Here is a 14,313-nt window from a genome sequence, read left to right as displayed (position 1 = left end):
CCAAGCACAACGGAACCAAGTACAACAGAACCAAGTACAACAGAACCAAGTACAACAGAACCAAGTACAACAGAACCAAGTACAACGGAACCAAGCACAACGGAGCCAAGCACAACAGAACCAAGTACCACCGAATCAAATAATGATCATTCATCAACGAGCCAAACGAGTCAATCCAGTGATCAGGTCGGTGGTTCAGTGACTACCACCACTTCTAGTCAAAATAATGGGGGTGTGCTTCCGCAAACGAATGAAAAACGTGCTGCCTGGTTAGTGGTTTTAGGAACGATCATTGTAAGTGGCGTAGCTGTAAGTATTTTCAAAAAACAATAGAACGTAGTGCTAACTTATAATTCTAGATAAACAGCTAGACGAGTGTCTAGCTGTTTTTTTGCGTAAAAAAACCACCACTGAATGCAGCTATCTAAAAGGAATATTCTTGCTAGACATACAGTCAGAAAAAAAGATTAGTCACGCATTAAATGAGTTGCTAGCAGTCACATATAAAATAACTAATAGTATTTAACTGTAAGAGACAAGAATCGAAGGGAATTTAAGGAGAAGTCAATCTTTTTGCACCCTTGTGTGCAAATGCTGGTTAAAAAATAGGTGGTAATTTTGTTAGAATCAAACAAGAAACATTGCAATGATTCGAAGGTAGAGCAAAGGAGGGAGACTCAATTTGATTATCAATGGATAGGAAACTTACTAAAGGAGATTTAGCACGTGAACAGTCTTACATTCCAATTAGTAACGAGCTCAGTCAATCGAAGAAGTCTCATTCTTTTGGCACACATGGAAAATGAACACGTTTTAAGTGTCAAGCAGCTTTCAGAAAAAGCAAGTATTTCCCGTCGAACCGTTTTGACCGATCTAAAAGCAATTCGTGCATTTTTTGGAAACACGATCTCTCTTAATGGGACACATCAAGGAATGAAGTTAGTGATCAACGATCATGATGAGTATGATAAAAAACGACGTTCCTATTATGAAAAAGAACCACTTATTTTATTGGTACAGGCTTTTTATGCAGGCCAGACGTTTCCTTTTCTAGCTTGGATTCGTGCCATGCACATTTCGGAATCTACGGCAAATCGACTTTTAAAAAAATTGCAAATGATTCTTGATGACTACGAACTGGTAGTAACAAAGTCTTCGATTGGTTTAGTAGGAGAAGAAATCAATCAGCGGAAATTTTTCTGGGATTTTTATTGTGAAACGCATTATTTTGACTTGCCACCAATCGATCACCAACTTCAAGAAGCTCTTATATTACGAATTGAGCAAGAAGTGGACATCATATCAAAGAAAAAAGTCATTAGTATTATCCGTTTATCTTTTCAGCGATCGACTTATGGCACATTGACTTTTGATAGCGAAATTAAGGCACTGGCGCAACAAGATCCACTTTATTTAGCGATCAACGAGACGATCCAAGAAAGTGGTAGTCTGCAAACGATAGCAAGAAACCGTATTTCTGAAGAGGCTTGCTTTATTTATTTAATGCTATACGCTCAATGGACACTTCGTGGTAAAACAAGGATTCCCCTGAGCAGTATTTTGACAAAGAGTACTCACTTTAACCAATTATTTGTTCATTTTTTGGAGCTGCACCATTCTTATCTTGAAAAACCTTGTTCTAACCAACAAATCGTTGAAGATTTTTTAGTACGTCAGTATGCAAAAGTTGGCTTAGCACCTACTTTTTTAAAGAATTCGGATAGTACAAATCATTTCGTGTGTTCTTTGCCATTCAATCTGTATGAGCCGTTGATCGCATTTATGGAAGTAAATGCGATTCCGCATTATTTCGAAAATCGATTTTTCTCTGACTTTTGTTGTTCCTTCGTTCTGTACCTTTTTGGCAATCAATTGATCCGGATTTCTCGAAAAATCGTGGTGTTGCTTGCCAATAATTATGTGATTGATGAATGGATTTGTAGTATCTTTGAGCATCATTTTAGTGGTCGAATGGAAGTCCTGTATGAAGAACAGTTGTCGTTCAAACAAATCAATCAGCTTGATTGCGATACTTTGATCACTAACATCGTTCCGTTTGAATACACCATTGAAAAGCAGCCACAAATCTTTTTTCTACCTAAATACATTGGTTATAAGGAAACGATTAAGATAGTCGTTTCAATCTTGAATGAAGAACTAAAGGATTTTTTCTGTGTCTAGCGAAAGTTCTTTTAAAAGGAAGCGTGGCAGGGAAAGGGGGAGTAATGAAGCTTTATAGACTCAGTTATTTTGTTGTATTGTCACTGATAGTATGTTGTTTGTTTCGTGTTGATCCGGTGTATGCCAAAGAAATTGTTACTAGCCGAACAGAAGGGGTCATCCGCTTTATTGGGGATAATAACAAAGAGTCCAATCCAAAGCCGCCGGCAGGTGAATGGCTACCACCTGGAGAAGAAGAAGGAGGTGGAAAAATCGAGGATCTTCCGCAATTAAATAGTCAACAAAGGGAAGTTTATTGGATCGGGGTGCTATTCGTTAGTGTTAGTGTAGGAATTTACGTGAAAAAACAAAGACTCTCCATTTGAAGACAAGAAAATAAGCTGTACTAGAGAATGAAGTCATTCTGAAATTTAAAGTAGGCACAATGGGGTTTAGTCACTCAAATGCATTTCCTATTGGGATGAAAAGAAATCCGGACCACGCATCAATTAGAAAAAAGAAGAGGAGTATTAGTATGAAACGTATGAATTTAGTAACAATCGGCGTTATGAGTATCACCGTTCTATCTGGAGGAGTGACAGCTTTAGCAACATCAGTCATCCAAGGGATTACGGAAAATGAAGTAGAGTTCATTGCAGGGGACGATGAAGAGATCGATGTTGAATTACCTGAAAAAGAACCGGAAGTAGAAATCGATCCGATTGATCCAGATGTAAAAGGACCCTTTACTCTTGTTCATGTGCCAAAGCGTTTTGATTTTGGTACACAAGCAATCAGCACAGAACATGGGGCAGCGGCGATGCTTGCAGAGATGGAACGTTTGTCTGATGGTACAGGAACCGTTCCATATGTTTCTTTTGCTCAAGTATTGGACACTCGTGGGGAGCATAATGGCTGGACATTAAATGTTGATTTGGATCAATTCATGAGTACAGATGCTAATTCTAGCCATATATTACGGGGAGCCTATATTGAATTACGGGATCCGCAGATTCGCTCAAATGCGCTAGATCCTGAGACTTTTCCAAGCGCACCGATCGATCAGTTAAATCGTCAAATCATTGATGCTGGAAGTGAAGACAACACATTGATGACTGCTGCGGAGGGACAAGGAGCTGGAGTTTCGACAGTTCAGTGGGGAAACCAAACACTTCTGAATCAGAAGCATGAGGCTGGAGAAAGTGACATTCTGAATGAAGCAATTTGGCTTCATGTGCCAAAGGGAGCAAACCCTCAAGCGACTACTTATAAGGCGACTTTGACGTGGAATTTAAGTGCTACGCCAGAAAATTAAGCGGTCCTGCTAAAAAGCAGTGCATCGAAGCTTCGTTTCGAAGAAAAAACTCAGAAAATCACAATAGGTTTCTCTATTCAAACATCCTTGAACGGGAAATAGGAAAGTGGTTCAGGTAATAGGCAGGAGGCGCGTATTTCCTGCCTATTATGGAAGGAGCGGTTCAGTTATGAAAGGATATAACAAAAAATCAAGAATATCTAAGCAAGTGATGGGGATTGCTTTCCTGTTGTTTTTATTCATTGGCGCGCCCTGTATGAGTGGAGCAACAACACAATCGGAACTACCATTTCATGTAGTCCCAAATTTGCCACAAAGCCAACTAGCTGACGGAAACAGTGGTTACTTTGATCTGGAAATGGCACCAGGTACGAGTGATTTATTAGGTTTGACGATCCAAAACCATTCGACAGATGACATTGTGATTGAAGTTTCTGCACATACAGCTTTTACTAACGGAAATGGAGTTGTTGAATATGGCAAAGATACGACTGAGCCAGATCCAACTTTGCTTCATTCACTAGCTGATCTGATCGATTCACCAGGTGAAATCACACTGTCAGCCAATGAAAAAAAGACGATCGAGTTACCAATACATATGCCAGAAGCAGCCTTTGCTGGGAGTTTAGTTGGCGGTTTACGTATCCGTGAGGTGATAGCAGAAAACACCGATTCAGAGGTGGAGGGTGTTGCGATTCAAAATCGGTTTGCCTATATCTTAGGAGTCGTAGTGCGGAATAAGTCTTCCCTCATTGAACCAGAGCTTGCCTTGCTAGACGTCTTTCCTGGTCAAGTGAATTACCGAAATGCATTTCGGGCGACGTTACAAAATCCACAGCCACGTTTCCTGAATCAGTTAGAGGTAGTGGCGACAGTGCGGCGAGCAGATCAGGAAGAAATTTTGTACGAGGCACAGCGAGAAGGAATGCAAATGGCACCAAACTCGCATTTTCATTTCCCCGTTTCCTTAGCTGGAGATCGCTTTTATAGTGGAGAATATGTAATGTCTTTGACCGCACGATCAGAGGGTGAGGAGTGGTCATGGGAGTATCCCTTTACGGTTGAAGCAGATGTTGCAAAGCATTTGAATCGTGAGGATGTTACCCTTGATCCTGAGGCAAATTGGTGGCTAATCAGCACATTTGGTTTAGTAATGGTCCTTCTTGGAACGATCATTTGGCTGTTATGGAAAAACAAAAAGCCGAGAACGGATACGTAAGAAGCGAAAAAGGAGAGCTAGGAATGAAAAAGAAAAGCTTGGAACACTTGCTTCAATGGAGCCTTATTTTGATGTTGATTTGCTTGCCGAATGAGCCTTTCCTCATTGCTTTTGCTGAGACAGGAGAATCCGAGTTGGTGCAAACATTGGAGGAAAGCTCGCTGCTTGAGGAAATTGGCACACGCTCATTGCTCCCACAAGCGACTTTTGAGTTCAAGCAACCAAGATTTTCTGGTACTTTGGGCAACCCCCTCTTACTTGAATTGGTCAGTGATCTAGCGGTGGAAGAAGTGGTCCTAGAATTACCTCCAGAGCTTGAGGTGCTAACAGAGGAGCAACCATAAGAAAAAACAGTAATAAAAAAGGATGCTAATCATTGGCAAATCAAGACAAGTCAAAGGCAGCAATCCTTTGCTGTTCCGATCATTGCCAAACAGACGGGACGTTTTGTCGTAACAAGTGGAGGAGCAGAAGCCTTGGTCGAAATAAAGGCAGCAAATGATTCGAAAGAAGATACCCAAGAAGATACCCAAAAAGAGGTCGTGGAAACTGGCACTCTTGCATCTCAAGGGACAGATACCGGTGTTTCCGAGCAATCTGGAAGTAGTATAGAAAGCCCTCAAGATTTTTTAGAAGAAGCCGCAAGTGATGCCAGATCAAGTTCTTTTGACGGATCGGTTGTTGAAGTTGCTAGCATGGCCGAGTTCATGAGTGCCTTACAAAATCCAACTGTTTCGATTATTTCTTTGCAAGCGGATCTTACTCAATCTGCTAACAATGTGATGGATATCAATCGCTCCATCATGATTCAAGGAAACGGCCACACGCTGACGTTCAATAATAATAATGCTTATTTTCGCCTAACAACTGTAAACGAAGAAACGACTTTCCGTTTAGAAAATCTGAGCTATCATAAAACAGGAAATACTGCTTTGATCCAAACGACCAATATTTTAAGCCGCGATTGGGTCGTTGAGGTAGCGAATGTTGAAGAAGTCGCTACGAACCGTTCTCCGTTTATTTTGGCTCGAGAAGCAAAAGTTCATTTTACCGGTGGGATCAATCGTTTTGAAGCAATGACTATGGATTCAGATACTTTATTTAATCTCAAAGAAGTGGAAGCAAGCAACCAAGCACAAGTAATCATCAATAAGCCGAATATGTGGATTTTTTATACTGCACCAGATATTTCAGATCCTAGATTGTTGATTGATGAGGGAGCTCAAGTAACTATTGTGACGCAACAAGGGGCCGCGAATACTATCGACCTTCGCGGAGACAACGGAAAAGTCATACTCGACCACAACGCACACTTAGACATTCAAAGCCCCGGTGCCGCTACGAATGCCACGAATGAAGCAAATAATGCCCTTATTCTTTCTGGGAAAAATCCAACTTTTATTGCGGCAGAAAACGCTGTTTTTTCGATCAATGTTACGGAAAGAAAACGAGGACTTGCGCTTACTGGCGATCAGCCAGAATTGAGCATCCAGTCTCGTGCGGATGTATCGATCAAAACAGTGAATGCGAATGCCATACTTTTGAATGGAGGCACGCCATCCATGACGATCACTGGTGAGAGAACGTTCCTCCGTGTCACGAATGAGTTTGCTGCAGAGGCTAATGCGATCGACATACGTGGAGATAATGGCACCTTTTCCATTAGTGAAGAAGGATCGCTTTTCATACAAAGTCAAGGTGCAACGATCGAAGCTTCTAATAATCAAAATAATGCGATTATGATGAGTGGTGCCAATCCAAAGATGATTGTTAGTGAGGCTGCCCTCGTACAGATTGAAGCAACACAAAGGAGACGTGGCTTATTTTTGACAGGGGATAATCCTCACCTGGTGATTCAGTCTGGTTCAAAAGCAAACCTAACGGCAGGAAATGCTAATGCATTGCGAGTCGACGGAAAAAATGCCGATGTCACCATCACTGGACAAGATACTCATGTGTCGATTTCCAGCAAAATTACCGCAGCAGAAGGAGCAGCCTCTTTTGTTTTAACGACTCCAGCGAATGCCTCAGAATCAGGGGTGCTTATGGTCAGTGATTCGGCAGTATTGGAAGTCGAGAGTATTGACTCAAGCGCCATCAATGTCACTAGTCTGGGCTTTACCTTTGAGGTTCAAAGCAATGGGAAATTAATAACTAGCAGTCAATATGCTAATGGGGATCACGCGACGATCCGATTTTTATATTATGGTTTGGTAACTTTTCATGTGACCGATGGTGGTACAGTGAATGTCTTTAAAACAGGTGGCAGCGCTCCTTTGATTCGAATTCCTAGTGGAGGAAATTCGTTTGAAATATCGGATGGAGGCATCGTCGATCTTTATAATCCAGGTACAGGTACTCCTAGTGACGGCAATGTTGCTGGGGGAAACCAAGGGATTTTCTATGCAAGGGGTATCTATGAAAATGGCTCGGAAAATAATTTTTCGATCGTGGGTGTTAATAGTAAGTTTATGTGTGTAGCTAAGAGTGGTCCTGGGATTGATATGCACACTTATTTCAATTCAACGATTTATGTTGAACAAGGGTATTTTCAAGTGGAAGGACACACAAGTACGCCGAATGGAGGTGTCTTTCGTTCAGGAAATCTTTCTGTCATCTTGAACGATCCAGTCTTTTTTGATTTCCGTAACGAGCGCTTCGATGGTGGAAACATCTTCAGTGTCTCCAATCTATCAACATTGACTGCCACTAATAGTGATTTAGCTGTCTGGAGAAATGGTTCGAATCTTTCCGGTGATCCAGATTTAAACTTTCCAACCCTTGATTTTGCTTTTTCAGGTACTGATTTTGGTACATTGGGAGTGACGAATCAGCCAGATATACTGAATCTGGAAACTTTTGGAGACAAAGGATTGACAAACTATTCTCGAGTCAGTTCGAATAATGCACGCTGGGCGATTGCAGATGCTTTACGAGTTCCGACAAATGCCGATAAAAAAATCCATGGTAGAGTTAGTATCCCGGTTGGTTTTGATGGCACTCGCCCAGCGTGGGACAATGAAGCGAAAGTGACTGTAGAAATTGAAACTACTGCTGGTCACAAAGAGCGAGTCACGGCTAGTACGGTTGGACACACAGAGGAAAACCCCGGAATCAGTATTTATGGGGAAGAAGCGCAAGGAGGCGTTTTTGAAATTTCTTTAGCGGCGCCTTTGGAAGCAGGAACGACGGTTCGAATTGTAGCAGTCGAACTAACAAGTGGAGAGTTGACAGAAGGTGCGCTGAATCTAATTTTAGTCGGTCCTGTTGAAGTCTTTCCGATTATTCCCCCAACGCCCGCGGTTGTTTCTTCTTTGACACTTCTTGAAGAATCGACTGAACTACATGGCTATACAGAGGATAGAGAGGTGCAAATAAGCGCAACGCATAATGGCGTGTGGTTCAATACAGAGATGGCTGATATCGATGAAAATGGCCGATTTATCATTGACTTAAGTAGTCGTCAGCTAAAAGATGGAGATGAGATCCAAGTATTTCTGAAAGATTCTGTCGGTTCGGCAAAAGCAGCTGGTGTTCAGCATCCACCTGTCACAAATGATCAGACTGGCAATCAGAATCCTCCTTCAGAATTGTCCTTTCGTGATGCAGTTTTCCCCGCTGCTACAACGATCAAAATTGTAAAATCCGGTCCATTTCCGCCAGTTGATCCATTAGAACCAGAGATGGAAGTAGAGCCAGACAATCCTCCGCTCCTTCCTGATAACCAAGGAATGATCAGTCTTGATTTTGTCTCTCAGTTTCAATTTGGTCAAGTACCGATTCGTAGTACCAAAGGAACCTATTATGCGTTGCCTCAACAAATCAGTCAGGAAGGGACAAGTGACACCGCCGACCGACCGAACTATGTGCAGATTACTGATCAGCGTAAGCTATTGGCAGAAACGAGCTGGCGTTTAGCGGCGACATTTGATTCACAAGGGTTCCGCAATGAGGATAATGATCATTTAATTGGTGCGCAAATCAATTTACACAATCAATACCTTGCGACTGCTTCGACCAATGCTGATGCTAATATGCCAGAGCTTGCTGTGGCTGATGATGGTACCATAACTTTATTGCCGGGGGAAGGTCAGCTGCTGCTAACCGGTGGTAGCCGAAGTACTGGGACATGGATCTATCGTTTCGGCGATCAAGAGACGGCAGCTACCAGTGTTGAATTGGAAGTTCCGGCTGGTTCCAATCCAAAGACAGGGCGGTATCGGGCAACGATCGAATGGTCTTTGAGTAGTGTACCTGAGTGAAAAAATATCGGTACACCAATAGTGCTGTTTCAAGCATCAGAGGGTTAAAAATATTAAACGACTGCCATAAGTTAGCTGTTTAAACTAACTCAGGGCAGTCGTCTTAGTATGCTTAGCCGTTTTTTGATTTACTAGGTGCGATTTTTTTGACATCTTGCAGAGTAAAATTATGGATGATTTTTGGGTTGATGGTTTTCAAAAAACTGTTCCAGTCTTCTGCATCTGGAATCGATTTGATTAGGAGGCACTCGACATCCAACAGATAGTCTTCAAGGTATTCAGCGTAATTCGTTACGACAAGATCAACCTTATTTCGTTCAACATAGTCCAAAGAAAATTCACAGGAATCAGGAAAATGCAGTGTATGGTAGCGCCCAAAATATTTGACAGCAAATGCATTAATATGAAGACAGATCAAAGCATCACCTTCTAAGAGAAAGGCGATCCGTCTAGGCGTGCCCCAATACTTTTCCTTCAAGCCTTCAAAATATAAGGTGAAACGGGCGCTGATTGCTTCTGTTGCAAAAATAGACTGGTTGAGAAGAAACTGTTTATTTTCCTCATACTCCACTGGGTATTGATTTTGAGCGTAGACCGTGATTTCTTCCATACTTCGATTATAGGTCGGAGAAATCAGTTGTTTGATTTTTTCTGTAATGAAGAAAGAGTGCAGAAAAACGAAATCGCGTGTCTTTTCATGGTCTGATATTTGTTGGAGCTGGCAAAACTGGGTCGTTAGCCCTTTTAACTCAGGCCAATGATCAAAGCGGTTGACGAATGAAATCTCAGCAAGATAGTTTTTTATGCCACGGTTGCTTGCCACAAGTGCAAAAAGATAGACCAACTCATCTAATGGTAAAGTTAAGGAGAAGGTGGTTTGTATACGCTGATTGAGACGTTGGAACTCTTGGAAGAATTCATCTGCTAAGACGATTCTTTTTAAATCTTCCGATAAAGCAACGGATTCCCCAGCTTGATAGCGTTCAAGGATAATATACAACCAATAACTGATATACCAAAAGGAAGAGGTGTTGTTGGTTTCACCACGAATCGTTTGAAAAAAATCTAAGACAATATTTTGGACAGCAATCGTTGGGCGAACGGTATGAGGGGTAGCGTCAGACTCGTAATAAAAGGTATGAAAGAATTTGCGAATATCTGTTTCTGATCCAATGAGGCGGAAATTTTTATGATCGACTGACAATTGAAAGGGAACCAGTGCTTTTTCAAAAAGTGATAAATAGCGCAAAAGTGAACTTTCAGAAACGTAAAAATACGCTGCCCATTCAGAAACGGACCGATACTCTCCTTTAAATTGATGCTCGAGAATAGCGAATAACGGCTCATTTTGAAGGAGTGCTCGTTTTAGTTCAATGTATTCTTTCGGCCGAACTTCATGAAAAGAATAGCCATTCGGGGTGGACTCGATCATCATCGTATCCCCAAAATAGCTCCTCAACTCCTCAATATCATAAATGATCGTGCGCCGAGAACGCTGCACAGCTTCTGACAACTCACGATTGGAAAGGGTCTTGTGTCGTTCCAAAAGATTTAATAGTTTCAACCAGCGATTTGTAGTAGCAGAGGTAATAAATGCCATTTGAAAATTTTTCATGATCAGCACTCCCATATGGTCTGTTTGATGGATCGTTTCTCACGTCTGATTATCAGATATTGGTAGGAGCAACGCAAGGGAAATGATTTTCTGGAGACCTATCATGGGCGATTCTTGAGAATGAACAGAAGTTCATTTTGCAATATAAGTAAAAGGGACAGTGCAGCGATTTGTTTTCAAAATCGTTGCATTGTCCCTTTTTTCATCAAGCAGTTGCAAACTGGCTGTTATATAGTTGGGCGTAAAGTGAATCTTGTGCCAGCAATTCTGTATGGGAACCTTTTTCGACGACAGAGCCGTCTTTCATTACTAAGATCAAGTCGGCATTTTTGATGGTAGAAAGACGATGGGCGATGATAAAGCTGGTTCGTCCTTGGGTCAAACGATCCATCGCCGTTTGGATCATTTGTTCCGTCCGTGTGTCGACACTGGAGGTGGCTTCATCAAGGATCAGGATCGTTGGGTCTGCTAAAATCGCCGGGCGATCGTCAATAATTGTTGTTGTCCTTGAGACAGTTCGCTTTCGGAGCCAATGACGGTATCATAACCGTTGGGCAGGGTCCGCACGAAGTGGTCGCATTGGGCGGCTTTGGCGGCAGCCAAGATGTCTTCTCGAGTGGCATCGGGATTGCCATAAGCGATATTTTCAGCGATGGTTCCTTGGAACAGCCACGTATCTTGCAGCACCATACCAAATTTTTTCCGTACTGCCGGTGCCGAAAAGGACATCATGTCTTGATCGTCCAGCAAGATCTTCCCACCATTCAATGGATAAAAGCGCATCAAAAGATTGATCATGGTAGTTTTTCCAGCACCTGTTGGTCCGACGATCGCGACCGTTTGTTTTGGTTTGACGGAAAATTCGACGTTTTCCATCAGGAGTTTTTCCTTGTTGTAGCCAAAGGAGACGTGTTGAAAATCGATTTTTCCTTTGATGGTTTGTGGAACTGGCAGTTGCTGGGTCGCTGTTTCTTCTTCAGGATAATCAAGGATCTCAAAAATTCGTTCGAGAGATGCTAAGGCACTTTGCAAGGTATTCATAATATAAGAAGCTTGCGTGATCGGTTCAGACACTTGGTTGATGTATTGCAGATAGGCTTGTACGAGACCAATGGATAATTGCCCTTGCAACACCATCAGACCACCAACAACGGCACTTAAGATAAAGCCAATTTGATTGATAAAGCGCACGAAAGGATTGATCGCTGCACTGACGAACTGTGCTTTTCGAAAGGCTTTAAATTGGGCTTCGCTCAATTCCGCCATTTCCGCTTCAACGGCAACTTGCTGGTTGTAGGATTTGATCAGCGGATTTGCGGTATAAAACTCTTCCGCACGACTGCTGACAGCACCTAATGTTTCTTGGTTTTTGGTAAAGTAGCTCAAGTTTTTTCGTGCGAGAACGGTAGTCACAAAAGCACTCAAAAGCAAAATCAGGACCACACCGATCGTCAGGAATGGGCTGAGATAAAGCATGGCGATCAAGCCGAAGGTAATGCTGATAGTTGCCGTGATCAACTGCATCAAACCGACTTGCAAGACTTCGGATACTTTATCTAAATCGAGAATCACTCGGCTTAAAATATCGCCAGTATGATGTTTGTCGTAAAAACTGATAGGCAGGCGATTGAATTTGTCACTGATTTGTTTACGTAAAGTCAAGGCCAGGGTTTCACTGACACTGGCCATCGTATACTCTTGCAGCAAGGAAAAGAGACTGATCAAAAGCCACGTTCCCGCTAATAGGACGACTGGGCCTAAAATACTTTGCCAAAAATCATTGATCTGCCAGCCTTCTTGTTGAAACAAGGCAATCAGATTATCCAGTCCACGCCCCAAGATCAAAGGGGCGATGGACATCAGTAAGGAAAAGAACAAGGCGGAAGCAATAATCAGTAGAAAGCGGGCTTTTTGATCCATCAGCAAACGCAGCAAACGTCGGCTTGTATGTTTCATGTTTTTTGGTGTATCCATTGTTTGTTTACTCATCCTTCATTCCTCCCATTCCTTGAGATGAGGCAAACTCTTGATAAGTTTGGCAATTGTGTAATAATTCTTCGTGGGTTCCTTTACCGACCATCTTGCCGTTATCTAAAACAATGATTTGATCGGCATTTTTGACGGTCGATACCCGCTGAGCCACGATAATGACGGCGGCATCTTTCGTGTATTCTTTCAATGCACGCCGCAAGTTGGCGTCTGTTTGATAATCCAAAGCAGAAAAGCTGTCGTCAAAGAAGTAGATTTCTGCGGGCTTTGTCAGCGCTCGGGCAATACTCAATCGTTGCTTTTGACCGCCAGAGAAATTGCTGCCTTTTTGAGCAACTGGACTTTCATAACCTTCAGGCAAGCCTTCGATAAATGACTTGGCTTGAGCAACTTCAGCAGCTTTTGCCATCGCCTCATGGGTTGCTGGACGATTGCCGAAACGCAGGGTTTCTTGAATCGTGCCGCTAAGCAAGAGCGCTTTTTGCGGGACATAACTAATTTGGTCCCGTAATTCGGCTTGTGAGATCTCTTTGATGTTACGGTCAAAAAGTGTGATCGAACCAGCAGTCACATCTTTGAAACGCAACAGCGCTTTGGCGATGGTGCTTTTGCCAGAGCCAGTTCCGCCAACGATCGCTGTCGTTTTGCCTCGGTGGATCTCGAAGCTGATATCTTCTAAGACAGGTTCTTCGGCGCCTTCATACGTAAATTGCACCTGATTGAAAGCGGCGATTGCTTCAGACACGGCGGCCTTGTTCAAGGTTTGGTCACCGTCGATCAAATCAATTGGTTCTTCTAAAACTTCTTCGATCCGTTGCAAGGAAGTCAAGCCTTTAGGTACCATCACGATCACCATCGCTGCCATGGTCAAAAACCAAAGACTCAGGATCGTGTATTCGATGATGGCAGTAATACTACCAATAGCAAGATGGCCCTGCAGACTTTGATAGCCGCCGTAGACAAGGATGGTCGAAATCGAGAGTCCCATTACTAAATTGACGGTCGGATTCAAGACAGCAAAGAGGCGATTGACTTGGATCATGGTTTTTGCATATTCCGTCAAGGTTCGATCTGTCCGTTCTTTTTCGTAAGCTGCTTTGTCGAATGCTCGAATCACCCGAGCGCCGGTAAAGGTTTCTCGTAAGATCCGCATCATTTTATCGACTAGCTTTTGCGTGATTTGTGATAATGGGATCGCTTTGCGGATCACTCCATAAGCGATCATTGAAAAACATAGGATCGCTACGATTGGGACCCAAATCATCCGCAAAGAGACGGTGCTGGTTAGAAAAATCGAAGCTGCGACGATCATTGGGGCTGGCAAAATCATTTGCAGCGCCATCATCAAAATTTGTTGGATGTTGTTGATGTCGCTGGTGGTACGTGCCAGCAAAGTGGGCGTACCATAGCCATCAACAGCGGATACAGAGAGTTCCTGTGTTTTTTTGAAAAGGCGCATCCGCAAAAAGTGCCCGAATTTTCCTGAAAGGTGGGCAGATAAATAACTACCGCCTACAGAGACGATCACGGTGCCGATGGCAATGGCAAACATCCACCAGCCATTGTGCCAAATGGCTGTCGTGTCGACTTTCAAGATCCCTTCATCAATGATTTTTGCCAAAAAATACGGCAACAGGAGTGTGCCGAAGGATTGGACCAGCATCAAAAGAAATAAACTGAAAAAGAAGCGTCGTTCTTCTTTATAAAATAACTGTAATTGTTTCATGATTTCCCTCCAAAAATGTCGTTCTAT

The 14,313-nt window shown here is 42.6% G+C and carries 9 protein-coding genes and 1 pseudogene; 7 read left to right on the top strand and 3 right to left on the bottom strand.

The window, feature by feature from the left end; all coding sequences use genetic code 11:
* The 7 genes from FJU10_RS17920 to FJU10_RS17895 form a co-directional block, all read left to right on the top strand.
* On the top strand, positions 1-333 hold a 333-nt coding region (locus FJU10_RS17920), incomplete at its 5' end, for an LPXTG cell wall anchor domain-containing protein (protein WP_140966597.1).
* A 393-nt stretch (positions 334-726) separates the two neighbouring features.
* Positions 727-2,181, top strand: a complete 1,455-nt coding sequence (locus FJU10_RS17915) for a helix-turn-helix domain-containing protein (RefSeq protein WP_140966596.1) — start codon at positions 727-729, stop codon at positions 2,179-2,181.
* Between the two features lie 44 nt (positions 2,182-2,225).
* Positions 2,226-2,546 carry a cell wall protein gene (locus FJU10_RS17910; protein ID WP_140966595.1) on the top strand — a complete coding sequence of 107 codons (321 nt, stop codon included), beginning with the start codon at positions 2,226-2,228 and terminating at the stop codon, positions 2,544-2,546.
* A 149-nt stretch (positions 2,547-2,695) separates the two neighbouring features.
* Positions 2,696-3,475, top strand: coding sequence for a WxL domain-containing protein (locus tag FJU10_RS17905; RefSeq protein WP_140966594.1), 780 nt, complete (start codon positions 2,696-2,698; stop codon positions 3,473-3,475).
* A gap of 169 nt (positions 3,476-3,644) precedes the next feature.
* The gene (locus FJU10_RS17900) at positions 3,645-4,694 is read left to right on the top strand and encodes a DUF916 and DUF3324 domain-containing protein (RefSeq protein WP_140966593.1); all 1,050 of its coding nucleotides are present in this window, start codon (positions 3,645-3,647) and stop codon (positions 4,692-4,694) included.
* Between the two features lie 23 nt (positions 4,695-4,717).
* On the top strand, positions 4,718-5,038 hold the full coding sequence (locus FJU10_RS19565; RefSeq protein ID WP_223273135.1) for a hypothetical protein: 321 nt from the start codon (positions 4,718-4,720) through the stop codon (positions 5,036-5,038).
* A 132-nt stretch (positions 5,039-5,170) separates the two neighbouring features.
* Positions 5,171-8,956 carry a WxL domain-containing protein gene (locus FJU10_RS17895; RefSeq protein ID WP_223273134.1) on the top strand — a complete coding sequence of 1,262 codons (3,786 nt, stop codon included), beginning with the start codon at positions 5,171-5,173 and terminating at the stop codon, positions 8,954-8,956.
* A 112-nt stretch (positions 8,957-9,068) separates the two neighbouring features.
* Here FJU10_RS17895 and FJU10_RS17890 read toward each other — a convergent pair whose 3' ends face one another.
* From FJU10_RS17890 to FJU10_RS17880, 3 genes and pseudogenes are all read right to left on the bottom strand, one after another.
* Positions 9,069-10,571, bottom strand: a complete 1,503-nt coding sequence (locus FJU10_RS17890; RefSeq protein WP_140966592.1) for a helix-turn-helix domain-containing protein — start codon at positions 10,569-10,571, stop codon at positions 9,069-9,071.
* Between the two features lie 205 nt (positions 10,572-10,776).
* Positions 10,777-12,560, bottom strand: a pseudogene (locus FJU10_RS17885) (ABC transporter ATP-binding protein).
* Positions 12,553-14,286 carry an ABC transporter ATP-binding protein gene (locus FJU10_RS17880; RefSeq protein WP_140966591.1) on the bottom strand — a complete coding sequence of 578 codons (1,734 nt, stop codon included), beginning with the start codon at positions 14,284-14,286 and terminating at the stop codon, positions 12,553-12,555. The pseudogene FJU10_RS17885 and the gene FJU10_RS17880 overlap by 8 nt, the downstream one beginning before the upstream one ends.
* Positions 14,287-14,313: the final 27 nt, after the last annotated feature.

The sequence above is a fragment of the Enterococcus sp. OL5 genome (assembly GCF_006491895.1).
In the GTDB taxonomy this organism is placed as follows: Bacteria; Bacillota; Bacilli; order Lactobacillales; family Enterococcaceae; genus Enterococcus_D; species Enterococcus_D innesii.
The sequence above is the reverse complement of the archived record's forward strand: the minus strand, read 5'-3'. Positions and strand labels throughout refer to the sequence as shown.

Bases quoted from the DNA above. Each gene is read 5' to 3' on its own strand.
- FJU10_RS17910 (WP_140966595.1), top strand. From the start codon at position 2,226: ATGAAGCTTTATAGACTCAGTTATTTTGTTGTATTGTCACTGATAGTA.
- FJU10_RS17905 (WP_140966594.1), top strand. From the start codon at position 2,696: ATGAAACGTATGAATTTAGTAACAATCGGCGTTATGAGTATCACCGTT.
- FJU10_RS17900 (WP_140966593.1), top strand. From the start codon at position 3,645: ATGAAAGGATATAACAAAAAATCAAGAATATCTAAGCAAGTGATGGGG.
- FJU10_RS19565 (WP_223273135.1), top strand. From the start codon at position 4,718: ATGAAAAAGAAAAGCTTGGAACACTTGCTTCAATGGAGCCTTATTTTG.
- FJU10_RS17890 (WP_140966592.1), bottom strand. From the start codon at position 10,571: ATGAAAAATTTTCAAATGGCATTTATTACCTCTGCTACTACAAATCGC.
- FJU10_RS17880 (WP_140966591.1), bottom strand. From the start codon at position 14,286: ATGAAACAATTACAGTTATTTTATAAAGAAGAACGACGCTTCTTTTTC.